Source organism: Sphingosinicella sp. LHD-64 (assembly GCF_031157375.1).
GTDB lineage: Bacteria > Pseudomonadota > Alphaproteobacteria > Sphingomonadales > Sphingomonadaceae > Allosphingosinicella.
Map to the genome: position 1 here is coordinate 872,006 of NZ_JAVIFV010000001.1, position 22,932 is coordinate 894,937.

The 22,932-nt window shown below is 68.6% G+C and carries 12 protein-coding genes; 7 read left to right on the plus strand and 5 right to left on the minus strand.

The genetic code is table 11. The features are described from left to right. Positions 1–74 precede the first annotated feature (74 nt). The 4 genes from gltB to RCO27_RS04220 form a co-directional block, all read right to left on the minus strand. A complete protein-coding gene (gltB, locus tag RCO27_RS04205) occupies positions 75–4,574 on the minus strand; it encodes a glutamate synthase large subunit (protein WP_309001380.1) in 4,500 nt (1,499 codons plus the stop codon). Positions 4,575–4,743: 169 nt separating this feature from the next. Further along, on the minus strand, positions 4,744–6,186 hold the full coding sequence (locus RCO27_RS04210) for an efflux transporter outer membrane subunit (RefSeq protein WP_309001381.1): 1,443 nt from the start codon (positions 6,184–6,186) through the stop codon (positions 4,744–4,746). After that, the gene (locus tag RCO27_RS04215; RefSeq protein ID WP_309001382.1) at positions 6,183–9,440 is read right to left on the minus strand and encodes a multidrug efflux RND transporter permease subunit; all 3,258 of its coding nucleotides are present in this window, start codon (positions 9,438–9,440) and stop codon (positions 6,183–6,185) included. Before RCO27_RS04215 ends, RCO27_RS04210 begins: the two co-directional genes overlap by 4 nt. A gap of 25 nt (positions 9,441–9,465) precedes the next feature. After that, positions 9,466–10,656: an efflux RND transporter periplasmic adaptor subunit gene (locus RCO27_RS04220; protein ID WP_309001383.1), complete on the minus strand. Its 1,191-nt coding sequence runs from the start codon at positions 10,654–10,656 to the stop codon at positions 9,466–9,468. 165 nt (positions 10,657–10,821) lie between these two features. On the opposite strand from RCO27_RS04220, the gene RCO27_RS04225 reads away from it, so the two are divergent. From RCO27_RS04225 to RCO27_RS04255, 7 genes are all read left to right on the plus strand, one after another. Then, the gene (locus tag RCO27_RS04225; RefSeq protein ID WP_309001384.1) at positions 10,822–11,454 is read left to right on the plus strand and encodes a TetR family transcriptional regulator; all 633 of its coding nucleotides are present in this window, start codon (positions 10,822–10,824) and stop codon (positions 11,452–11,454) included. Positions 11,455–11,503: 49 nt separating this feature from the next. Next, positions 11,504–12,616, plus strand: coding sequence for an S-(hydroxymethyl)glutathione dehydrogenase/class III alcohol dehydrogenase (locus tag RCO27_RS04230; protein ID WP_309001385.1), 1,113 nt, complete (start codon positions 11,504–11,506; stop codon positions 12,614–12,616). Beyond that, positions 12,616–13,842 carry an FAD-dependent oxidoreductase gene (locus RCO27_RS04235; RefSeq protein ID WP_309001386.1) on the plus strand — a complete coding sequence of 409 codons (1,227 nt, stop codon included), beginning with the start codon at positions 12,616–12,618 and terminating at the stop codon, positions 13,840–13,842. The genes RCO27_RS04230 and RCO27_RS04235 overlap by 1 nt, the downstream gene beginning before the upstream one ends. Before the next feature lie 120 nt (positions 13,843–13,962). After that, positions 13,963–16,098 carry a malate synthase G gene (locus tag RCO27_RS04240; RefSeq protein ID WP_309001387.1) on the plus strand — a complete coding sequence of 712 codons (2,136 nt, stop codon included), beginning with the start codon at positions 13,963–13,965 and terminating at the stop codon, positions 16,096–16,098. A gap of 335 nt (positions 16,099–16,433) precedes the next feature. Then, the gene (locus tag RCO27_RS04245) at positions 16,434–17,471 is read left to right on the plus strand and encodes a helix-turn-helix domain-containing protein (RefSeq protein WP_309001388.1); all 1,038 of its coding nucleotides are present in this window, start codon (positions 16,434–16,436) and stop codon (positions 17,469–17,471) included. Between the two features lie 107 nt (positions 17,472–17,578). Beyond that, a complete protein-coding gene (locus RCO27_RS04250; protein ID WP_309001389.1) occupies positions 17,579–19,837 on the plus strand; it encodes a TonB-dependent receptor in 2,259 nt (752 codons plus the stop codon). A gap of 1 nt (position 19,838) precedes the next feature. Further along, on the plus strand, positions 19,839–20,870 hold the full coding sequence (locus tag RCO27_RS04255; protein ID WP_309001390.1) for an alpha/beta hydrolase: 1,032 nt from the start codon (positions 19,839–19,841) through the stop codon (positions 20,868–20,870). Positions 20,871–21,226: 356 nt separating this feature from the next. Here RCO27_RS04255 and RCO27_RS04260 read toward each other — a convergent pair whose 3' ends face one another. Continuing rightward, the gene (locus tag RCO27_RS04260; RefSeq protein WP_309001391.1) at positions 21,227–22,717 is read right to left on the minus strand and encodes a heme peroxidase family protein; all 1,491 of its coding nucleotides are present in this window, start codon (positions 22,715–22,717) and stop codon (positions 21,227–21,229) included. Between the last annotated feature and the right edge of the window lie 215 nt (positions 22,718–22,932).

Below are 22,932 nucleotides of genomic sequence, written 5' to 3' on the forward strand. Positions count from 1 at the left end.
CAATCCAGACTGCATCGCCGCCGCTCTGGATTGCTTCGCTTCGCTCGCAATGACGAGGAAGAGGACAGCGCGCGTCATTCCGCCGCCTCCATCGTGGCGAGTTCGGCCAGCGCGCGGCGATATTCGATCGGCATGACCTGGACGAACTGGCCGAGCGCGGCGGTCCAGTTGGCGAGCAGATCGGCGGCGCGTCGGCTGCCCGTCAGATCGTGGTGGCGCTGGACGAGTTCGCGCAGGCGCTCTTTGTCCTCGACGCTCTCCAGCTCGATCCCGGCGAGATTGCTCTGCGCCTCGAGCTGGCCGTCGGGATCCCAGACCCAGGCGACGCCGCCCGACATACCGGCAGCGAAGTTGCGGCCGACGCTGCCCAGCACGACAACGAGGCCGCCGGTCATATATTCGCAGCCGTGGTCGCCGGTGCCCTCGACCACCGCGACGGCGCCGGAATTGCGCACCGCGAAGCGCTCGCCGGCGACGCCGGAGAAGAAGGCCTCGCCTTCGATCGCGCCGTAGAGGCAGGTGTTGCCGACGACGATGTTGGCGGCCGCCTCGCGCGGCGCGGCGTCGGGCGGGCGGACGATGAGGGTGCCGCCGCTGAGGCCCTTGCCGGCATAGTCGTTGGCGTCGCCGATCAATTCCAGCGTGAGGCCGCGCGCGAGGAACGCGCCGAAGCTCTGCCCGGCGGTGCCGGTGAGGACGGCGTGGAGGCTGTCGCCGGGCAGGCCGCTATGGCCGTGACGGCGGGCGATTTCGCCCGAGGCGAGCGCGCCGCAGGAGCGGTCGACGTTGGTAATCCGCCGTTCGACGCGGACCGGAAGTGGGCCGTCCAGCGCCTTGATCAGGTGGCGGTCGATCGGCGTCCCGGCGTCGCGGGTGATGCGCTGCGTGGCGCGGCGGTCGCCTTCGCCCGCCGGGCGGTGGAGGAGCTTCTCGAGATCGACGCCCTTCGCCTTCCAGTGCGCGTCCGCCTCGGCGGCAACGAGGAGGTCCGAGCGGCCGATCAGGTCGTCGAGCTCGGCGACGCCGAGGCCCGCCATGATCTCGCGCAGCTCCTCGGCGACGTAGAAGAAATAGTTGATCACATGTTCGGGCGTGCCGGTGAAGCGGGCGCGCAGCACCGGGTCCTGGGTCGCGACGCCGACGGGACAGGTGTTGAGATGGCATTTGCGCATCATGATGCAGCCGGCGGCGATCAGCGGCGCGGTGGCGAAGCCGAACTCGTCTGCGCCGAGCATCGCGGCGACCGCGACGTCGCGGCCGGTGCGCAGGCCACCATCGGCCTGGACGACGATGCGATCACGCAGGCCGTTGAGGACAAGCGTCTGCTGGGTCTCGGCAAGGCCGATCTCCCAGGGGAGGCCCGCATGGGTCAGCGAGGTCAGCGGCGAGGCGCCGGTGCCGCCCTCATAGCCGGCGATGGTGACGTGATCGGCCATGCACTTGGCGACGCCCGCCGCGACCGTGCCGACGCCGACCTCGGAGACCAGCTTGACCGAAATGCGCGCGGGCGGATTGACCGAGCGCAGATCGTGGATGAGCTGGGCGAGGTCCTCGATCGAATAGATGTCGTGGTGCGGCGGCGGCGAGATCAGGCCGACGCCGGGGGTCGAATGGCGGACGCTGGCGATATGCCTGTCGACCTTGTGGCCGGGGAGCTGGCCGCCCTCGCCCGGCTTGGCGCCTTGCGCGACCTTGATCTGGAGATCATCGGCATTGACCAGATATTCCGCGGTGACGCCGAAGCGGCCCGAGGCGACCTGCTTGATCGCCGAGCGCAGGGAATCGCCATTGGGCAACGGGGTGAAGCGATCGACCTCCTCGCCGCCCTCGCCGGTGTTCGACTTGCCGCCTATCCGGTTCATCGCGATGGCGAGCGTGGTGTGCGCCTCGCGGCTGATCGAGCCGAAGCTCATCGCGCCGGTGGCGAAGCGCTTGACGATCTCGCTCGCCGGCTCGACCGCCTCGATCGGGATGGGGGGGCCGGCAGGCTTGAAATCGAGCAGGCCGCGGATGGTGAGCAGGCGGCGGCTGCGCGCATTCAACTCGTCGGCGAAGGCGCGATATTTGTCGGGCAGGTTGCCGCGGACCGCATGCTGGAGATTGGCGATGCTGTCATAGGTCCAGCCATGCTCCTCGCCGCCGATGCGCTGGCCGTAGAGACCGCCGAGGTCGAGGACATCGTCCTGGCTGCCCCAGGCAGACCGGTGGCGACGGGCGGTTTCCTCGGCCAGCTCGGCAAGATCCAGCCCCTCGATCGTCGTCGCGGTGCCGGTGAAATAGCGGTCGACCAGCGTCTGGGCGAGGCCGATGGAATCGAAGATCTGCGCGCCGCAATAGGATTGGAAGGTCGAGATGCCCATTTTGGACATCACCTTCAGCATGCCCTTGCCGAGCGCCTTGATGTAGTTGGCCTGCGCCTGCTCCGGCGCCTTCACCTTCCCCTGCGCGACGAGGTCGTCGATCGTGTCGAAGGCGAGCCACGGGTTGATCGCCTCCGCCCCGTAGCCGGCGAGCACGCACATATGGTGGACCTCGCGCGCCTCGCCGGTCTCGACGACGAGGCCGGTCTGCATCCTGAGGCCCTGGCGGATCAGGTGGTGGTGGACCGCGCCGGTGGCGAGCGCCGCCGGGATCGGAATGCGGTCCGCTCCCGCCGCGCGGTCGGAGAGGATCAGCACGTTGATGTCGGCGAGCACCGCCTCGGTCGCTTCCCAGCAGAGGCGCTGGAGCGCGGCCTCGAGCGACTGGGCGTCGCCACCCTTCGGCCAGGTGGCGTCGAGGGTGAGCGTGCGGAAGGCGCCGTCGAGGGTTTCCTGGATCGAGCGGATCTTCTCCAGATCCGCGTTGGTGAGGATCGGCTGCGACGCCTCCAGCCGCTTGTGCGTGCCGGCCTGATGGCCGAGCAGATTCGGCCGCGGGCCGATCATGGTCACCAGGCTCATCACCAGACTCTCGCGGATCGGATCGATCGCCGGATTGGTGACCTGCGCGAAGTTCTGCTTGAAGTAATCGTAGAGCAGCCGCGCGCGGTCCGACAGGACGGCCGGCGCCGTGTCCGTGCCCATCGAGCCAACCGGGTCATCCGCCAGGTTCGCCATCGGCGCGAGGAAGAATTTCAGATCCTCGTCGGTGTAGCCGAAGCTCATCTGGGTGCGGCGGAAGACGTCATCGTCGGGCGGGCGGCGGAGCGGATTGCAGCCGGGGGGCAGGTCCTTCAAATCGAACTGGGTCTCGGCCAGCCAGTCGCCATAAGGCTCGGCCCCGGCGAGCGCGGCCTTCACCTCGGCGTCCTCGACCATCCGGCCCTCTTCCAGATCGATGAGCAGCATCTTGCCGGGCTGGAGCCGCCACTTGCGGACGATCCTCTCCTCGGGGATCGGCAGCACGCCCGACTCCGAGGCCATGACGACGAGATCGTCTTCGGTGACGAGGAAGCGCGCGGGCCTCAGACCGTTGCGGTCGAGCGTCGCGCCGATCTGGCGGCCGTCGGTAAAGGCGATCGCGGCGGGGCCGTCCCACGGCTCCATCAGGGCGGCATGATATTCGTAGAAAGCGCGGCGCTTGGGCTCCATCCGCGTGTCGGACCACGCCTCCGGGATCAGCAGCATCACCGCATGCGGCAGCGAATAGCCGCCGGCGATCAGCAGCTCGAGCGCATTATCGAGGCAGGCGGTGTCCGACTGGCCGTGCGGGATGATCGGCCACATCTTGTCGAGATCGGCGCCGATCAGCGGCGATTCGAGCGTGCGGCGGCGCGCGTTCATCCAGTTCACGTTGCCGCGCACCGTGTTGATCTCGCCATTGTGCGCGATGAATCGATAAGGATGCGCCAGCCGCCAGCTCGGGAAGGTGTTGGTCGAGAAACGCTGGTGGACCATCGCCAGCGCCGATGTCGTCAGCGGGTTGGTGAGGTCCGTGTAGAAGGTCCCCACCTGCGTCGCCAGCAGCATGCCCTTGTAAACCAAAGTCCGGCTGGAGAAGGACACCATGTAGAAGTCGGGCAGGCCCGGCAGGTCACGCTTCAGCGCCTCGGCCTCCAGCGGGTTCTGGGTCTGCTTGCGGATCGCGAGGATCTTGCGCTCGAAGGCGTCCTGATCACGGACGTTGGGGCCGCGCGCGACCACCGCCTGGGCGATGACGGGCACCGAAGCAAGCACCGCTTCGCCAAGCCCGGTGGTGTCGGTCGGCACGTCGCGCCAACCGACCAGCACCTGCCCCTCGATCCGGATGAACCGCTCGAACCGCTCGATCGCCGCCTGTCGACTCGCCTCGTCGCGCGGCAGGAAGCACATCGCCACCGCATAGTCGCCCGGCCGCGGCAGGCTGAGCCGGTTCTTCTCTGCCCAGTCGCGAAACAAGGCGTCGGGAATCTGGATGAGGCACCCTGCCCCGTCGCCCATCAGCGGGTCGGCGCCGACGCCGCCGCGATGATCGAGATTGGCAAGAATCTGGAGGCCCTGCGAAATAATCGCGTTGGAGCGCCCGCCCTTTACATGGGCGACAAACCCCATCCCGCACGAGTCATGCTCGTTGCGGGGGTCGTAGAGACCCTGCGCGCTTGGCCCTCTCGCCAAATCTGACTCTCCCCGTCCAGCGAACCTCTCCGCCGTGCTGCAGTGCGGCAGACTGACTTAGGCTGGGCGGGAGCGCAAGTCCCGCAGGCGTCAGAGCAAGAAATTGCCACGACATACCGCGTCTTTGGAGGAATCGTGCATGAATGCGGGCCGCGATGCCCGAAGAGGCCTAGCTCGACGGGGCGGACGCGGCCACGGCCTCCGAATCCTGCCAGCCGCCGCCAAGGGCAAGGAACAGGGTGATGAGGTTGGTCGACAGCTGCTGCTGCGACTGGGCGAGGGTGGCGTCGGTCTGGGCCAGCACCCGTTCGGCATCGAGCACGACCTGGAAGTTCTCGCGGCCGGCCTGGTAACGCAGCCGCGCGATCCGCGCCGCCTCGGCGCCCTGGTCACGGGCGCGGCGGAGCGCACGCACGCGGTCGAGCTCGCGCGCATAGGCGGTGAGCGCGCTTTCGGTTTCCTGCAGCGCGTTGAGCCAGGTCCCCTCGAACGTCGCCATCGCCGCGTCGGCCGAAGCCTCGGCCTGGGCGACGCGGGCGCGCGCCGCCGCAATGTTCGGGAAGTTCCAAGAGATCAGCGGCCCGAGGCTGAAGCGGAAGGAATCGTCGGTGAACAGGTCGCCGGCCGACAGCGCGGTCGTCCCGACCGAGCCGCCGAGGGTGATGCTCGGGTAGAGGTCGGCGGTGGCGACGCCGACCCGCGCGGTGGCGGCGGCAAGGTTGCGCTCGACCTGGCGGATGTCGGGGCGGCGGGCGAGCAGCGCCGCGCCGTCGCCGACCGGGATCGGCTCGGCCAGCGCCGGCGGCTGCGAACAGGCCGCGACCTCGCGCGGGAATTCGGCCGGCGGGCGACCGGTCAGCACCGCGAGGCGGAACAAGGCGGATTGCTGCGCCGATTCGAGCGTCGGGATGGTCGCGCGGACCTGATCGAGTTGGGCGCCGGCCTGATTGGCCTCGAGTGCGGTCTCCCGGCCGCCCTCGAACAGGCGGCGGGTGAGATCGAAGGTCCGCTCCTGGATGCGCAGCGTCTCGCGGGCGACATTGAGCTGCTGGCCGAAGCTGCAGGCATCGGCATAGGCGCGCGTCGTCTCGGCGGCGACGGTGATGCGGGTGAGATCGAACGCGGCCTGGACCGCGCCGACGTCCGCCCGGCTCGCCTCGATCGCGCGACGAACGCGGCCGAACAGGTCGAGCTGGTAATTGACGTCGAAGCCGAGGCTGAAGGTGTCGGTCGGATCGCCGACCCCGGGGACACCCGGAGGCGCGCCCTGGGCGGCCTGCTGGCCGTAGCTGTAGCTGCCCGTGGCGGTGGTGCTCGGGAACAGGTCGGTACGCGTCTCGCGCAGCGCGGCGCGGGCGCGCGCGAGGTTCGCCGCAGCGACGCGCAGGTCGGTATTGGCGATGAGCGCCTGCTCGACCAGCGCATCGAGCCGCGGATCGCGGAACAGGCTCCACCAGCGCCCGGTCGGCTCGTTGCCGGTGAAGGCCGGTGATTCGGCGCTGACGAACGGCTGCTGGCTCGGCGCGTCCGGCGTCGGGCTCACATAGTTCGGGCCGACCGCGCAGCCGGCGAGCGCCGCGGTGCCGGCAAGGAGAGTCAAGAGACGCTTCATCGAGACCCTCCGCCCTGCGGCGCTTCGTCGGCCATGACGCCCTGGTTCGGCGTGCCATAGGCCGTGGGATAGTGGCTGACCTTGGTCACCTTCTTCGGCAGGTAGCGGGCGAGGCCGCGGGTGACCACGTAGAAGACCGGCGTGAAGACGAGGCCGAAGATGGTCACGCCGAGCATGCCGAAGGCGACCGCCGTGCCCATCGCCTGGCGCATCTCGGCGCCCGGCCCGACCGCGATGACGAGCGGGATCACGCCGAAGATGAAGGCGAAGCTGGTCATCAGGATCGGGCGGAGACGGGTGCGGGCGGCGTGGATCGCAGCCTCCCACCGGTCCATGCCGTGCTCTTCCTCGGCCTGGCGGGCGAACTCGACGATCAGGATCGCGTTCTTCGCCGCCAGCGCGATCAGCACGATGAGGCCGACCTGGGTCAGGATGTTGTTGTCCATGCCGCGGATGTTGATGCCGGTCATCGCGGCGAGGACGCACATCGGCACGATCAGGATGACCGCGAGCGGCAGCGCCAGCGATTCATACTGCGCCGCCAGCACGAGGAACACGCAGAACACCGCGACGGCGAAGACGATCGGCGCCGTGTTGCCCGCCGCCTGCTGCTCATAGGCGAGGCCGGTCCATTCGTAGGAGAAACCGCGCGGCAACGTCTGGGCGGCCATCTCCTGCATCGCGCGCAGCGACTGGCCGGACGAGATGCCGGGCGGCGTCTGGCCCGACAGCTCGGCTGCCGGATAGTTGTTGTAGCGGCCCACCTGGACCGGGCCGGCGCCGTAGCGGAAGGTCGCCACCGCGGAGAGTGGCACCATCGCGCCGGTCGACGAACGGACCTGCAGGCGGCCGACATCGGCGAGATCGTCGCGCGCGGTCGCCTCCGCCTGGGCGGTCACGCGGAAGGTGCGCCCCAAGAGGTTGAAGTCGTTGACGTAGGTCGATCCGAGATAGGTGCCGAGCGCGCTGTAGACCTGATCAGGCTGGACGCCGAGCAACTGGGCGCGGTCGCGATCGACATCCGCCTCGATCCGGGGCGAGCCGGTGTTGAACAGCGAGAAGACCTGGGCGACGTTCTGGTTCTGCTGGGCGGCGCCCATCATCGCGAAGGTCGCGCCCTGCAGCGCCTGATAGCCAGCGCCCTCGCGGTCCTGGATCATCATCGAGAAGCCGCTGCCGTTGCCGAGGCCGGGCACCGGCGGCGGCGACAGGAAGAAGACCTGCGCGCCCTCGATCTGCCCCGCGACCGCGCCGGTCAGCGCGCCCGCAAGCTCGGCCGCGTTCTGGCCGGCGCCATGGCGATCCTCGTGGGGCGCCAGGCGGAGGAAGAGGACCGCGCTGTTCGACGCGGTGCTGAACGTCGTTCCGTCGAGACCGGCGAACTCGCCCGAACCGACCACCGCCGGGTTCTGCGCGACGATCGCGCGCGTGCGCTCCATGATCGCGCTGGTCCGCTCCAACGACGATCCGGCCGGCAGCTGGACGACGCCGATCAGGAAGCCCTGATCCTGGTCCGGAATGAAGCCGGTCGGCGTCGCATTGAGCCGCCAGATGGTGAGCCCGAGCAGGCCGCCGTAGATGATCAGCATCAGCGCCGAGCGCCGGACGGTCTTCGAGGTGAGCGCGCCATAGCGGGTCGAGAGCCAGTCGAAGCCGCGGTTGAACCAGCCCGCGCCGATCTGAAATGGCCGCATCCAGCGCGAGCCTTCCCGCGCTTCGGCGCCTTCGCCCACCTCGTGCTTCCGGTGCGGCTTGAGCAGCAGGGCAGCGAGCGCCGGCGAGAGGGTCAGCGACACCAACGTTGAAATCACGGCCGAGGCCGCGATCGTCACCGCGAACTGGCGATAGAAGATGCCCGGGATGCCCGAGATCATCGCCGCCGGCACGAACACGGCGACGAGCACCAGGCCGATCGCGATCAGCGCGCCCGAAATCTCCTGCATGGTGAGATGCGCCGCATCGCGCGGACTGAGACCGTCGCTGATATGCTTCTCGACCGCCTCGACGACCACGATCGCATCGTCGACGACGATGCCGACCGCGAGGATGAGCGCGAACATGGACAGCGTGTTGAGCGTGAAGCCGAGCGCCAGCAGCACCGCGAAGGTGCCGACGAGGCTGACCGGAATGGCGATGATCGGGATGATCGCCGCGCGCCAGGTCTGCAGGAACACGACGATGACGAGCACCACCAGCACCACCGCCTCGAGCAGGGTGCGCTGCACCTCGTTCACCGAGGCCTGGACATATTCGGTCGGGTTGTACGGCACCGAATATTCGATGCCTGCCGGGAAGTCCCGCGATGCCGCCTCGAGATCGTTGAGGACCGCATCCGCGGTGCTGAGCGCATTCGAGCCGGGGAGCTGCTGGATCGCGATCGCGACGCCGCGCTTGCCGTCGAAATTGCCGCGGATACCGTAATCCTGGCTGCCGATCGTGATCCGGGCAACGTCGCGCAGCCGGGTGATCGCGCCGGACGCCTGATCCGTCTTGAGGACGACATTGCCGAACTGGTCGGGATCGGCGAGACGGCCCTGGACCTGCACCGGCAGCTCGAACGCCGGATTGCCGCGATCGAACGGCGCCTGGCCGATCGAGCCGCCGGCAACCTGGACGTTCTGCCCGCGCAGCGCCGCGATAATCTCGTCGGCAGCGATGTCGCGCGCCGCCGCCCGGTCCGGATCGATCCAGATCCGCATCGAATAGAAGCCGCCGCCGAAGATCTGCACGTTGCCGACACCCTCGAGGCGCAGCAGGCGATCGCGGATGCGCGACTGGGCGTAGTTGCCGACATAGTCCACGTCGACGGCGGGATCGGTCGAGACCAGGGCCGCAACCATCAGGAAGTCCGACTGCTGCTTGAGCACGGTGACGCCGATCTGCCGCACCTGATCGGGCAGGCGCGGCTCGGCGAGCGCGACGCGGTTCTGGACGAGCACCTGCGCGGTATCGATGTCGGTCCCCGGCTGGAAGGTCACGGTGATCGTCGTCTGGCCCTGGCTCGAGTTCGAGCGCATGTACAAAAGGCCTTCGACGCCGTTGATCTCCTGCTCGATCGGCGCCGCGATCGTCTCCGCCATCGTCTCGGCCGACGCGCCCGGGAAGGCGGCGACGACCGCGACGGCGGGCGGCGCGATGTCCGGATATTGCGCGAGCGGGAGCGTAGGGTAGGCGAACGCGCCGAGCAGCGTGATGAAGATCGAAATCACCGCTGCGAAGATCGGGCGATCGATGAAGAAGCCTGAGATGTTCACGCCGGCACTCCTAACCCTGCTTCGCTCAGCGACCGCCCGCCGCGACCGGGGTCGCAACGGAAGCCGGGGCCGACTGCACCGGCTCGGCCGGCGCCTGCTCGTTCGACGGCGGCTGGATCCGGCCCATGCGCGGCGTCACCTTCTGGCCCGGCATGATGCGCTGCAGGCCATCGATGACCACGCGCTCCTGCGGCGCAATGCCGCCACGGATGACGCGGAGGTTGCCGACCAGCGGACCGAGCTGGACCGGCTTGCCGGTCGCATTGCCCTCGCGGTCGACGACATAGACCAGGCGGCGGATGCCGTCGGTCGCGATCGCGGTATCCGGCACCAGCAGCGCGCGATAGCCCGGCGTGCCGGCGAGGCGGAGCTGCCCCACCATGCCGGGCTTGAGGAAGCCGTCGGGATTGGGAACGATCGCCCGGGCAGCGATCGTGCCGGAACCGGGGTTGATCGCATTGTCGAGGAAGTCGAGCCGTCCGGAATGGGCGTAGGTCGCCTCGTCCTGCAGGCGGATGCGGACTTCGCTGCCGGCCTGCCGGCCGGCATTCTGCCGCTGGTAGCGCAGCAGCAGCGCTTCCGACCCGTCGAAGGCGAAGTGCAGCGGATCGGTCGAGACGATCGTGGTCAGCACCGTCTGGTCGGCGATCACCGGGTTGCCGGGATCGACCCGGCGCTGCGAGATGCGACCGGAGATCGGCGCGACGACGCGGGTGAAGCCGAGATTGAGGCTCTGCGCACGGACGTTGGCGCGGCCGGCATTGACGTCAGCCTCGGCGGCGCGGAGCGCGGCCTGGCGCTGCTCGACCTCCTCGGTGCTCGCCGCCTGCGACTGGGCGAGCGTGCGCGAGCGCGCGAGCTCGGTGCGGGCATTGACGAGCGTCGCCTCGGCCCGCGCGAGCTGGGCACGCGCCTGATCGAGCTGCGCCTGCGCTGGCCGCGGGTCGATGGTGAAGAGCAGCTGCCCTTCCCGGACGAAATCACCGTCGCGGAAATGGACCACCTGGAGATAGCCGGACGCGCGCGGCGTCACGTTGACATCCTGGATCGCCTCGAACCGGCCGACATAGTCGTCCCAGTCGCGCACCTCCTGCTGGAGCGGCGTCGCGACGGTGACCGGCGGTGGCGGCGGCGATTCGGGCTGCGGCTCGCCCGAACATGCGGCGAGGCTCGCCGCCAGAAGCAACGGAAGGAACGCCAACCCCTTGATACGCATGATCTGGTTCTTTCGAAACGGCAGGCTGGGACGCCGGATCGGCCCGGCTTGGCTGCCGCGCCGCAGCAACGCCCTCTAGCGTCCGTTCATTGCATGTCAACGGGTGTAGACATAAAAGGTCAACGACTGTTGATTAGCCGGCCGTAACCGCTAGGATTTTGATCCATGTCGTTCGGGGAAATGATCGCGCGCCGCCGCCGCAGCGCGCTGGATACACGCGCAAGCATGCTGAATGCCGCGCGCCAGCGCTTCCTGCGCGAAAGCTACGAGAATGTGGGCCTGCGCGACATCGCGAAGGACGTCGGCGTCGATGTCGCACTGGTCAGCCGCTATTTCGGCAGCAAGGAAGAGCTGTTCCGCGAAGTCCTGCACGGCAGCGACAAGGCCGACAAGTTCCAGATCGCAGTCGGGCCCGAGGAGCTCGCCTGCTACCTGACCGCGATGTTCGACGGCAAGGAGGACGAGGAGCAGCGCGAGAATCTGGAGCGGCTCGTCATCGTCCTGCGCTCATCCTCCTCGCCGCAGGCGGCGGCGATCGTCCACGAGGCGGTGCACGAGGACGTGCTCCAGCCGATCGCCGACGTGCTCGGCGGCGGCGAGGAGGCCGAGATTCGCGCCGCCATGGTGCTCACCATCCTGCTCGGGGGCGCGGTCATGCGCTCGGTCATGAGCGTCGGCCCGGACTGTGGCCAGGGACCGCCGCCGGCGATCCGGCGCAAGCTCTATGAACTCTTCCGCACCGCGCTCAAGGAAACGCCCGACGCAGCGCAAGAGGGCGCCGTCGAGCCTGTTGCCTGATCGCCGTCGCCTCTCCTAAGGGGGACCCGCACCCGCCGAGGAGAGGCTCATGAAGACCCGCGCCGCGATCGCCGTCGCCCCGAACCAGCCGCTGGAGATTCACGAGGTCGATCTCGACGGCCCGAAGGCGGGCGAGGTTCTGGTGGAGATCATGGCGACGGGCGTCTGCCACACCGACGCCTATACGTTGGAAGGCAAGGATTCGGAGGGCATCTTCCCCTCGATCCTCGGCCACGAGGGCGCCGGCATCGTCCGCGAGGTGGGCCCGGGCGTGACCTCCGTCGCCGTCGGCGATCATGTCATCCCGCTCTACACGCCGGAATGTCGGCAGTGCAAAAGCTGCCTCTCACAGAAGACCAACCTCTGCACCGCGATCCGCGCCACGCAGGGCAAGGGCGTGATGCCGGACGGCGCCAGCCGCTTCCGGCTCGGGAACGATACGATCTACCATTATATGGGCTGCTCGACCTTCTCGAACTTCACCGTGATGCCCGAGATCGCGCTCGCCAAGGTCCGCCCCGACGCGCCGTTCGACAAGATCTGCTACATCGGTTGCGGCGTCACCACCGGCGTCGGCGCGGTGATCTGGACGGCGGGCGTCGAGCCCGGATCGAACGTCGTCGTCTTCGGCCTCGGCGGCATCGGCCTCAACGTCATCCAGGGCGCGAAGCTGGTCGGCGCCGACAAGATCATCGGCGTCGACATCAACCCGGCCAAAAGAGCGATGGCCGAGAAGTTCGGCATGACCCATTTCATCAACCCGCCCGAAGTGGGCTTCGACAAGGTCGTCGCCGCGGTGATCGACGCGACGGACGGCGGCGCCGACTACAGCTTCGACTGCACCGGCAACACCGACGTGATGCGCCAGGCGCTGGAATGCTGCCATCGCGGCTGGGGCGAGAGCGTCATCATCGGCGTCGCCGAGGCCGGCAAGGAGATCGCCACCCGCCCCTTCCAGCTCGTCACCGGCCGCGTCTGGAAAGGCTCGGCCTTCGGCGGCGCGCGCGGACGCACCGATGTGCCCAGAATCGTCGACTGGTACATGGACGGCAAGATCGCCATCGACGACCTCATCACCCACACGATGAAGCTCGAGGACATCAACCGGGCCTTCGATCTGATGCACGAAGGCACGAGCATCCGCTCCGTGGTCGTCTACTGATGGCGGCGGCGGACCGGTACGACGTCCTGATCGTCGGCGGCGGCCACGCCGGCGCCCAGGCGGCGATCGCGCTCAGGCAGAACAAATTCGAGGGCTCGATCGCCATTGTCAGCGACGAGCCGGACCTCCCCTATGAACGCCCGCCCCTCTCGAAGGAATATCTCGCCGGCGAGAAGACGTTCGACCGGCTGCTGATCCGGCCGGAGACGTTCTGGGCGGAACGCGACGTCGGCCTGCTGCTCGGACGGCGGATCACCGCGGTCGACGCCGACGCCCATCGGGTCACGACCGAAGACGGCGCATCGATCGGCTATGGCAAGCTGATCTGGGCGGCCGGCGGGCGGCCCCGGCGGCTGGCCTGCGCGGGCCACGATCTCACCCGCGTCCATGCGGTGCGCAGCCGCGCCGACGTCGACCGGATGATGGACGAACTCGCGACCACCAGTCGCGTGGTGGTGATCGGCGGCGGCTATATCGGCCTCGAGGCGGCGGCGGTGCTCGCAAAGCTCGGCAAAGAGGTCGTGCTGCTGGAGGCGCTCGACCGGGTGCTGGCCCGGGTCGCGGGCGAGGAGATCTCGCGCTTCTACGAGGCCGACCACCGCGACCACGGCGTCGAGCTGCGCACCGGCATCGGCGTCGACTGCATCCTGGGCGACACCGCCGCGACCGGCGTCCAGCTGTCCGACGGCGAGGTGATCCCGGCCGACATGGTGATCGTCGGCGTCGGCATTTTGCCCGCCGTCGAGCCGCTCGCCGAGGCCGGCGCCGCGGTCGGCAACGGCGTCGAGGTCGACGATTATTGCCGCACCAGCCTGCCCGACATCTATGCGGTCGGCGACTGCGCGGCGCACGAGAACCGCTTCGCCGCCGGCAGCCGCGTCCGGGTCGAATCGGTGCAGAACGCGACCGATCAGGCGACGACGGCCGCCAAACATATCACCGGCACGGCGGAGCCCTATGCGGCGGTGCCCTGGTTCTGGTCCAACCAGTACGACCTCAAGCTCCAGACGGTGGGCCTCTCGATCGGTCATGACGAACGCGTCGTGCGCGGCAATCCCGCGGCGCGGAGCTTCTCGGTCGTCTATCTGCGCGCCGGACAGGTGATTGCGCTCGACTGCGTCAATGCGGTGAAGGACTATGTGCAGGGCCGCAAACTGGTGGCCGAGGGGATGGCGCCGGACAAGGCGCGGCTCGCCGATGCCGGCGTGCCACTCAAGGAGCTTTGAGCGAACGGTCATTGAAACACCGTTCGGGCTGAGCTTGTCGAAGCCCTGCCCTTCTCTTCTCTCCGGAAGAAGGACAGCCCTTCGACAAGCTCAGAGCGAACGGCGGATGAGGAGATTAGTGTGGAAAGGTCCGGTCTCACTGTCGACGACGGCCTCTGCGCCTTCATCGAGGACGAAGCGCTGCCCGGCACCGGCCTGTCGGCGGACGCTTTCTGGAGCGGGTTCGCCGCCCTGCTGGCCGATCTCGCGCCGCGCAACCGGGCGCTGCTCGACCGGCGCGACACGCTCCAGACCCAGATCGACGACTGGTATCGCGCCCGGGCCGGCCGGCCGTTCGACCTCGCCGCGCACACGGCGTTCCTGACCGAGATCGGATACCTCGTCCCCGAACCGGCCCCGTTCGGCATCGAGACCGCCAATGTCGACATCGAGCTCGCCGCGACGCCGGGCCCGCAGCTCGTCGTGCCGGTCACCAACGCCCGCTACGCGCTGAACGCCGCCAACGCCCGCTGGGGCAGCCTCTATGACGCGCTCTACGGCACCGACGCGCTCGGCGACCTACCGCAGGGCGGCGGCTACGATCCGGCGCGCGGCGCGCGCGTGATCGCCCGGGCGAAGGCGCTGCTCGATCAGGCCGCCCCGCTCGACGGCGCCGCGCATGGCGATGTCCGGGGTTATCGCATCGTCGACGGAACCCTCGTCGCCGATCTGGACGGCCGCACCACGACCCTCGCCGAGCCCGGCAAGCTCGCCGGCTGGCGCGGCGATCCGGCCGCGCCGGACGCGATCGTGCTGCGCAATCACGGGCTGCACATCGAGATCGCGATCGACCGCGATCACGCGATCGGCCGGGACGATCCGGCGGGCGTCGCCGACCTCGTCATCGAATCCGCACTGAGCACGATCGTCGACTGCGAGGATTCGGTCGCGGCGGTCGACGCGGCGGACAAGGTGCTGGTCTACCGCAACTGGCTCGGCCTGATGCAGGGCACGCTCACCGCCAGCTTTGCCAAAAGCGGCCGCACCGAAGAGCGCGCGCTGGAGCCGGACCGCGACTATGACGCGCCCGGCGGCGGCACGCTCCGCCTCAAGGGCCGCGCGCTGCTGCTCGTCCGCAATGTCGGACATCACATGTATTCCGACATGGTGACGATCGCCGGCGTCGCCATGCCGGAAACGATGATCGACGCGGTCGTGACCTCGCTCTGCGCGCTGCACGACCTCAAGGCCGGCGACCGCAACAGCCGCACCGGCTCGATCTATATCGTGAAGCCCAAGCTGCACGGGCCGGAGGAGGTCGCCTTCGCCTGCGAGCTGTTCGGCGGGGTCGAAGACCTGCTCGGCCTTCCGCGCAATACCCTCAAGATCGGCGTCATGGACGAGGAACGGCGGACGAGCGCCAATCTCGCCGCCTGCATCCATGCGGCGCGCGAACGGCTGGTGTTCATCAACACCGGTTTCCTCGACCGCACCGGCGACGAGATTCACACCGCGATGGAAGGCGGCCCGGTGATCCGCAAGGGCGAGATCAAGGACGCCGGCTGGATCAGGGCCTATGAGGCGCGCAATGTCGGCATCGGCCTCGCCGCCGGTCTCAAGGGCAAGGCGCAGATCGGCAAGGGCATGTGGGCGGCGCCCGACCGGATGGCCGACATGCTCGTCCAGAAGATCGGCCATCCGAAGGCGGGCGCGACCACGGCCTGGGTCCCCTCACCCACCGCCGCGACACTCCACGCGCTGCACTATCACGAGGTCGACGTGCTCGCCGTGCAGGACCAGCTGGCGGAGGCGCCGGTCACCGGCGAGCTCGGCGCGCTGCTGACCCCGCCGCTGGCCCGCGGGCGCAACTTCTCGGCCGAAGAAATCCGCGAGGAGCTGGAGAACAATTGCCAGGGCATCCTCGGCTATGTCGTGCGCTGGATCGATGCCGGCGTCGGCTGCTCCAAGGTGCCCGACATCCACGACATCGGCCTGATGGAGGACCGCGCCACCCTGCGCATCTCCTCCCAGCACATCGCCAACTGGCTGCGCCACGGCATCGTTACCGAGGCGGAGGTCGTCGCGGTGCTGGAGCGGATGGCGGCGGTGGTGGATCGCCAGAATGCGGGCGATCCCGCCTACCGGCCGATGGCGCCCGGCTTCGGCGGCCCGGCCTTCGCGGCGGCGAAGGCGCTGGTGTTCGACGGCGCGGCGACGCCCAACGGCTATACCGAATTCGCCCTCACGCGTTGGCGGCAGGCGGCGAAGGAGGGTTGACCTGCGAGAACGGTATCGGGCGCGCCGGGTGCCGCTGCGTGCCCGCGGCCTCCGGCGCGCCCGTTCCCTGTCTGCTCAGACCGCTTCGGCGGACCTCAGCAAGCCGGCTGTCGCGAAGTCCCCCCAACTTCTTGACGCCCGACTGCCGGCAGGGCGTGTTCGCTACCCACCATCGCGACGACCGGTCCCGCTGGCCCATGAACACGCGGGAAGCCTAGGGCGCTCGCTCCGATTGATCCTGAGAACCCGCTGAAAAACGAAATCCAGAATCTTTTCAGATTCCGGTGCGCCCGAAGGCGTTGCCTCGCACCGGAAAGCGCCGCATTCTGCGACCCGTGAGCTCGAATGGGACGACTGCGGCGCCAAGCGCGCCCGAACGGCTGATGGTCTCCGCCGAGGAGGTTTCGGCGCTCACTGCCTATGCGGCCTCGCTCGGCGAGGTGCCGCCGGTGGCCGACGGGCGCCTGACCCTCGCCGACTATTTCAGGCTGGTGCAGCGCATCGCGGTCGCCGGTCAGGACGAAACCTGCCACCTCTCGCGCCGCACCCTCAAGCCAGGCACGTCGGACTTCGTCGTCGAAACCATCGGCGGCGCGCGCGACCTGGAGGATGCGATGCGCCGTATCGCGCGCGCCTACAACCTCGTCCATGGCGGCGACTACAACCGGGTGGAGCGACGGCGCGACGCGATCGCCTATGTCGTCGACGATGCGGGCTTCCCCTATGCCGTGGGTCGAGACAGCGGCGCCGTCCATGCGTTGATGGAGGGCGTGCTCATTTTCCTCAACCTGTTGCTCTCGCGCGTGGTGGGCGCGGACCTGGAGGCCAGCCTCCGCTCGGTCCGGACCCGCCGTCACGCGCGCACCGCGCCGGACGGCTTCCTCGCCATCTGGAAGGCTCCGGTTCGCTGCGGCAGCGCCGCTTATGTGCTGGAATATGATCTCGCCGCCGCCCGCCTGCCGGTGGTGGCGAACGCCGCCGAGGCCGGCCGGGCGGCCCATGTCTACGAGGCGGTCGCCGCACTGATCGCGAAGCGCGAGCGGGCGGCCGAACCGCGCGACTTCCCCGGCCGGGTGAAGGCGGCGCTGATCAGCGGCGCGAGCGATCAGGCCGAGGTCGCCCGGCTGCTCGGAGTCAGCGTCGCGACGCTGCGCCGCCGCCTCGGCGAGGCGTCGCTCACCTACCGGAGCCTGCGCGCTGAGGTGCTGAATATGCAGGCGCGGACACTGCTCGCCGGGCGGCGGCACCCGGGCGATGTCGCCGAGCAGCTCGGCTTTTCCGACGGACGCAGCTTCGCACGTGCATTCAAGGCGTGGAACGGCGTCACCCCTGCCCGCTATGCCGCCGGGCCGCCGGCCCAGGATCGCATCTGAGCGAATTTGTCCTCCAAAACTGACGCCGGCTGTCATCGACCGACGGCGGGGCGCGGCCGTAGGCTCCGTCACGACCGGCGCAGAATCCGGTCTCGGGGAGGAACGGCATGAGACATCTCGCGCGGTGGGGGGCCGGAACGGCGGCCGGCGCGCTTCTGATCCTGGGGACCGCCGCGCCGGCGTCAGCACAAGACGCGGTGCCCCGGGTGACCGGCGCGACACCGGAAGGCGAGATCGTCGTCACCGCCCGGCGGCGCGCCGAATCGCTGCAGGATGTGCCGATCGCCGTCACCGCCTTCGACGCGAACCGGGTGTCGGAGCTGCAGGCCGACGACATATCGGGCCTGCGCTATTCGGTGCCGAACCTCTATCTGGACCAGGGCGACGGCGGCAATGCCGTCATCTACATCCGCGGCGTCGGCCAGAACGACTCGCTCGCTTTCGCCGATGCGGGCGTCGGCGTCTATGTCGATGACGTGTTCGTCGCCCGCTCCCAGGCCGCGTTCCTGGAGCTGTTCGACGTCGAGCGGATCGAGGTGCTGCGCGGACCGCAGGGCACGCTCTACGGCCGCAACACGATCGGCGGCGCGGTCAAGTTCGTCTCGACGCGCCCGGCGCGCGAGCTCGAGGGCTATCTCGAGGCGGGGATCGGCAATTTCGACTTCCTGACGCTGCGCGGCCGGGTCAGCGGCCCGCTCGCCGGCGACGCGCTGCGCGGCAAGGTCGCCTTCGCCGTCACCCGCCGCGACGGCTATAACGACAACCTCTTCACCGGCGCGGACGACGGCGACCTCGAAAGCTATGCCGGCCGCGTCGCGCTGCTGTTCGAGCCGAGCCCGCAGTTCGAGCTGCTGCTCAGTGCCGATGCCCGCCGCGACCGGCCCGACACGTCGCGCAGCCCGCACCGCGAGACGCCGATCACCGTCGCCGCGCCGGCGGTCGTCACCCTGCCTGCCCTCGACGACCCCTATGACGTCGAGACCAACGCCAACGGCCTCAACGATCTCGACGCTTACGGCGTCTCGCTGACGGCGCGCTGGCGGCCGAGCGACCGCGTGACGATCGAATCGATCACCGCCTATCGCGCGATGAACTTCGACCTCGTCCTCGATACCGACGGCTCGCCTTTGCCGGTGCTCGACATCCTGCTGCGCCAGGACCAGCGGCAGTTCAGCCAGGAGCTGCGATTGCTCTATCAGGGCAGCCGCCTCACCTTCACCGGCGGACTCTATTATTTCTACGATCGAGACATCAGCTTTTCGGGCTACGACGACGGCGCGGCGACCATCTTCGGCCTGCCGGTAGTCGCCCTGGGCTTTCCCAACGCCCAGCTCGCCGAGACGCGGCAGATCACCAATTCCTATGCCGTGTTCGGCGATGCGACCTATGCGCTGACCGACCGGCTGAGCCTCAGCGCCGGGCTGCGCTACACTTATGAGCGGCGCAGCTCCGGCCGCACGTTCGAGAGCTATTTCGATCCGGCCATCTCGGTGACGGGCAACGAGCCCCCGTTCCTCCAGGGCGTCGGCGTGCCGGGGCAACCGATCGGCGGCCGGGCGAGCTTCGAGGCGTTCACGCCGCGCGTCTCCGTCTCCTACGACGCGACCGACGACGTGCTGCTCTATGCCTCGGCGGCACGGGGCTTCAAGAGCGGCGGCTTCGACGGGCGCGCCGCGAGCGACTTCCAGTTCCGCCCGTTCCGGCCGGAATATGTCTGGAGCTACGAGGGCGGCCTCAAGACGCGCTGGCTGGGCGGGCGGCTGATCGCCAACGCCGCCATCTTCTACAACGACTATACCGACGTGCAGGTCACGTCCTTCGGCGCCGACCCCGTGACCGGCGTATTCCAGAGCCTGTTCACCAACGCTGCCAGCGCCCGCGCCTACGGCGCCGAGCTCGAGCTCGTCGCACGCCCCACGCGCGGCCTCACCATCAACGCCTCTCTGGGCTATCTCGACGCGCGCTACCGCGAGTTCGAGGTGCTGGTCGGGACGGTGGTCACCGACGTCAGCGACCGGCACCTGGTCAACGCGCCGCGCTGGAACGGCAGCATCGGCGCGACTTACCGGGCGCCGCTCAGCGCCCGGCTCTCCGGCACGATCCACGTCGACGCCGCCTATCGCAGCACCTCGGCGATCGAGATCACCGACTCGCCGGTGCTGCGCCAGCCGGGCTATGGCCTCATCAACGGCTTCGTCGCGATCGGCAGCTCGGACGAGCGCTGGGAGCTGCGCGCCGGCGTCCGGAACCTCACCGACAAGGCAGTCAGGGTGCAGGGCTTCAACCTGGAGAGCTTCCCCGGCGTGCAGGTCGGCTTCTACGCGGCGCCGCGCACGTACGACCTGCGCCTGATCCTGCGCTACTGACATGGACGCGAGCACCCTGCGGCCCGCGCCGGACGCCGAGACCCTGGCCCTGCTCCAGGGGATCGAGATCATCACCGCCGGCTGGCGCGACCGGCTGCTGAGCGGTGACATCGCGGCGTCGCGTGCCTTCGCCTCGGTGATCTTCCGCGCCTTTGCCGGGCCGCCGCCCGCGCCGGGGCTGTGCGAGATCTCCGACCTCGCCGTTCCCGGCGGCGATGGCGAACGACCGGCGCGACTGTATCGACCCCGGGGAGAGGCGCCGCAGCCGGTGGTGCTGTTCCTCCACGGCGGCGGCTGGTCGCTCGGCGGGATCGAGGACTATGACATACTCGTGCACGATCTCGCCACCCAAAGCGGGGTCGCCTTCCTCTCCCTCGACTATCGTCTCGCGCCTGAGCATGGCTATCCCGCTGCCTTGGAGGATGTCGCGGCCGCGCTCGCTTGGCTGCGCGACGCGGCGCCGCGGTTCGGGCTGAGGACGGACCGGATCGGGCTGATGGGTGACAGCGCCGGCGGCAATCTCGCCGCGGTCACCGCCTGGCTGGAGCGCGGCAGCGACCCCACGATCGCCGGCCAGTGGCTCATCTACCCGATGACCGACGTCAGCCGCCCGCACGAAGACTTTCCTTCACGCCTTGTCTGCGGCGACGGCGATCTGTTTCTGACGCGCGGCGCGATCGATGCCGCGCGGGCCTGGTATCTGGATCAGCGGACGGATCTGGCCGTCGATCCGCGCGTCTCGCCGCTCAATGCCGATCCCGCCGGCCTGCCGCCCACCCAGATTATCGTCGCCGGCTGCGATCCGCTCCGGGACGAAGGCCGGGACTATCATGATCGGCTTGCGGCGGCCGGTGTGGAGACCAGCTGGCGCTGCTACGACAGCACCATCCACGCCTTCCTCTCCTTCGGCGTTCTCGATGTGGCGAAGGCGGCCCGCGCCGCACTTGCACAGGACATGCGCATCCGCCTGTCCGCCGAACCGGACGCCGTGCGTGACAGGGACGGAAGCCTGAGAGCCGGGACGCAAGGCTGACGAACAGAAATATCGGACGCGCCGATGGCGACGGGCTTGCCTTCGCGGGCCGCCAAGCGCCTTCCCTGGCTTTCCTACAGCGTATGTTTCTGTTATGTTCCGAGCTGGCTCTTTCATATCGTCGATCCATGATGCGCCCTGCCTCGGGTCCCCAGACCCGTTTCCGAAGCCCTCATGGCCAGTGCGAACATTGGGAACATTCGCGCCGGTCTTGTCGGATGCTGGAATCGCGGGAAAGAAGTCGCGCGAGATCGTGAACTTCGTGAACTTCGCCAGAGGGAAGACCCGGAAAAGGTATCGGACGCGCCGGTGCCGCTGTGCCCCCGAAGGCACCGGCGCGCCCGCCCCCCCGTTGCTCAGGCCACTTCGGCGAACCTGAGCAGATCGACGATCGCGAAGTCCTCGCCTTTCTTCGACGGGTCGACCGTTGGCAGGAATGGCTCCCAGTCGGCCTCCTGGGAGAGGTAGGACGAGCGGTCGCCCTGGATCAGGCCGAGGAACACCTCGGCGACGATCCGCGCCCCGACCGGGCCCAGCCGCTCGCCATTCTCGACCACCGAGGCCTCGCGCAGGATGTAGAACCAGAGCGGGGTACGGTCGTCGAGGCCGTGCGCCTTGAGATCCGAGAAGTCGCCCGTCGACAGCACCGGCAGGTCCATCGCCTTCGCCACCCGCTGGCCCGAAGGCAGCGAGAAGGTGAGGTGCCGGAGCAGGTTGCGCGACGCGAGCGAGGCCGGATTGGTCTTGGGATCGGGATTGGCCACCACCGATCCGGGCAGCTTGAACAAAGCGGTCGACAGCGTCGTGTCGATCTTCTTGTTCTGCTTCACGTTGCCGTCCTTGAAATCGAAGAAGGTCGGCCAGTCGATGAACCGCCGCGGCGCACGATGACCACCCGACAGGTCGTCCGGATCATTGGGATCGGACGGCGTCGGCGTGAAGATCATCGCGAAGAAGGGCGTGTTGCCCGGATTGCCGGTGAAGTTCGCCCGGTAGGACGGCCGCACTTGGCTGTGGCCGAAGCGGTAGGCCGCGACCGAGAATTCGACCGGGATGAACGGCTCGTTGTGCCATTTGTAGAACTTGCGGCCGTTCTGCAGGATGTCGTCGACCACGGCGTCGCCACAGGTCTTCTTCAGGAATTCGTGGACGACCATCCACTGATAGTGCCAGCGCACGATCCGCTGCGCCTCGGCGAAGATCTGGTCCGGCGCGGTCAGCTTGATCTTGGTCTTGACGTAATCGCACACCTCGTTGTGGAATTTGAGCATCGCCAGCTGGAGTTGCGAGACGATCAAATTCTCGTCGTTCCGCGGATCGCCGATCAGGGCGACCTTCTGGGCGTTGCGCGGCACGTCGAACTTGTCCGCGGTGCCGGTCGGCTCGACCAGGAACTTGATGCCCTTGCCGGTCGCGCTCTGGTCGTAGAGGTGCGGGCTCGCGCCCGGCCCCGACCCGTAGACATTGTCGAGGCCCAGGCTCGGCGTCCGGAAGTTCGAGATCTGCTCCGGATCCTGCTGGCGCTCGAGGCTCGATGTCGGATCGAACGTCATGTCGTGATCGAGGAACTGGCCGAGGAAGGTCATGCCCGCGGTCAGCGTCGGATTGTCGCTGTTCTTCACCTGCAGCGTCGGATCGGTGATCAGCTTGACCGGCCCTTCCGACAGCTTGTCCTTCGCGTCCATGATCCCGCCCGGCTTGCCGATGTCGAGCAGGGCCGCGCGCACGTCCGGGGTATCGGGCGCGAAGGCCGGCAGCTTGCCGAACAGGCGGCCGAACCGCCCGGAGTCATAGTATTTGGAGCGGGGTGGAACGATGTCATGTGGATAAACGCCATGACGTGACATGAGACTTCTCCAACTTTGAGGATGGCCGCCGGACCCACCGATAGGTGCGCCGGCGCGCCGACAACGGCGCCACAAAAGCGGAAGAGCGTCAGATCCCGACCCCATTCGGGCGTCCTCCCCCCGGTAACGCCACGGACGGGATAGGCCGGACAAAGTTGGCGATCTTGGCGTCCGGCTGGAAAACCGCACTTCAGATTCTTTCCAGATTCCCGGAT

What these genes read in the sequence shown, in the direction of transcription:
- RCO27_RS04210 (WP_309001381.1), bottom strand. Translation starts at nt 6,186, where the DNA reads ATGAAGCGTCTCTTGACTCTCCTTGCCGGCACCGCGGCGCTCGCCGGC.
- RCO27_RS04235 (WP_309001386.1), top strand. Translation starts at nt 12,616, where the DNA reads ATGGCGGCGGCGGACCGGTACGACGTCCTGATCGTCGGCGGCGGCCAC.
- RCO27_RS04225 (WP_309001384.1), top strand. Translation starts at nt 10,822, where the DNA reads ATGTCGTTCGGGGAAATGATCGCGCGCCGCCGCCGCAGCGCGCTGGAT.
- RCO27_RS04260 (WP_309001391.1), bottom strand. Translation starts at nt 22,717, where the DNA reads ATGTCACGTCATGGCGTTTATCCACATGACATCGTTCCACCCCGCTCC.
- RCO27_RS04250 (WP_309001389.1), top strand. Translation starts at nt 17,579, where the DNA reads ATGAGACATCTCGCGCGGTGGGGGGCCGGAACGGCGGCCGGCGCGCTT.
- RCO27_RS04255 (WP_309001390.1), top strand. Translation starts at nt 19,839, where the DNA reads ATGGACGCGAGCACCCTGCGGCCCGCGCCGGACGCCGAGACCCTGGCC.
- RCO27_RS04220 (WP_309001383.1), bottom strand. Translation starts at nt 10,656, where the DNA reads ATGCGTATCAAGGGGTTGGCGTTCCTTCCGTTGCTTCTGGCGGCGAGC.
- RCO27_RS04230 (WP_309001385.1), top strand. Translation starts at nt 11,504, where the DNA reads ATGAAGACCCGCGCCGCGATCGCCGTCGCCCCGAACCAGCCGCTGGAG.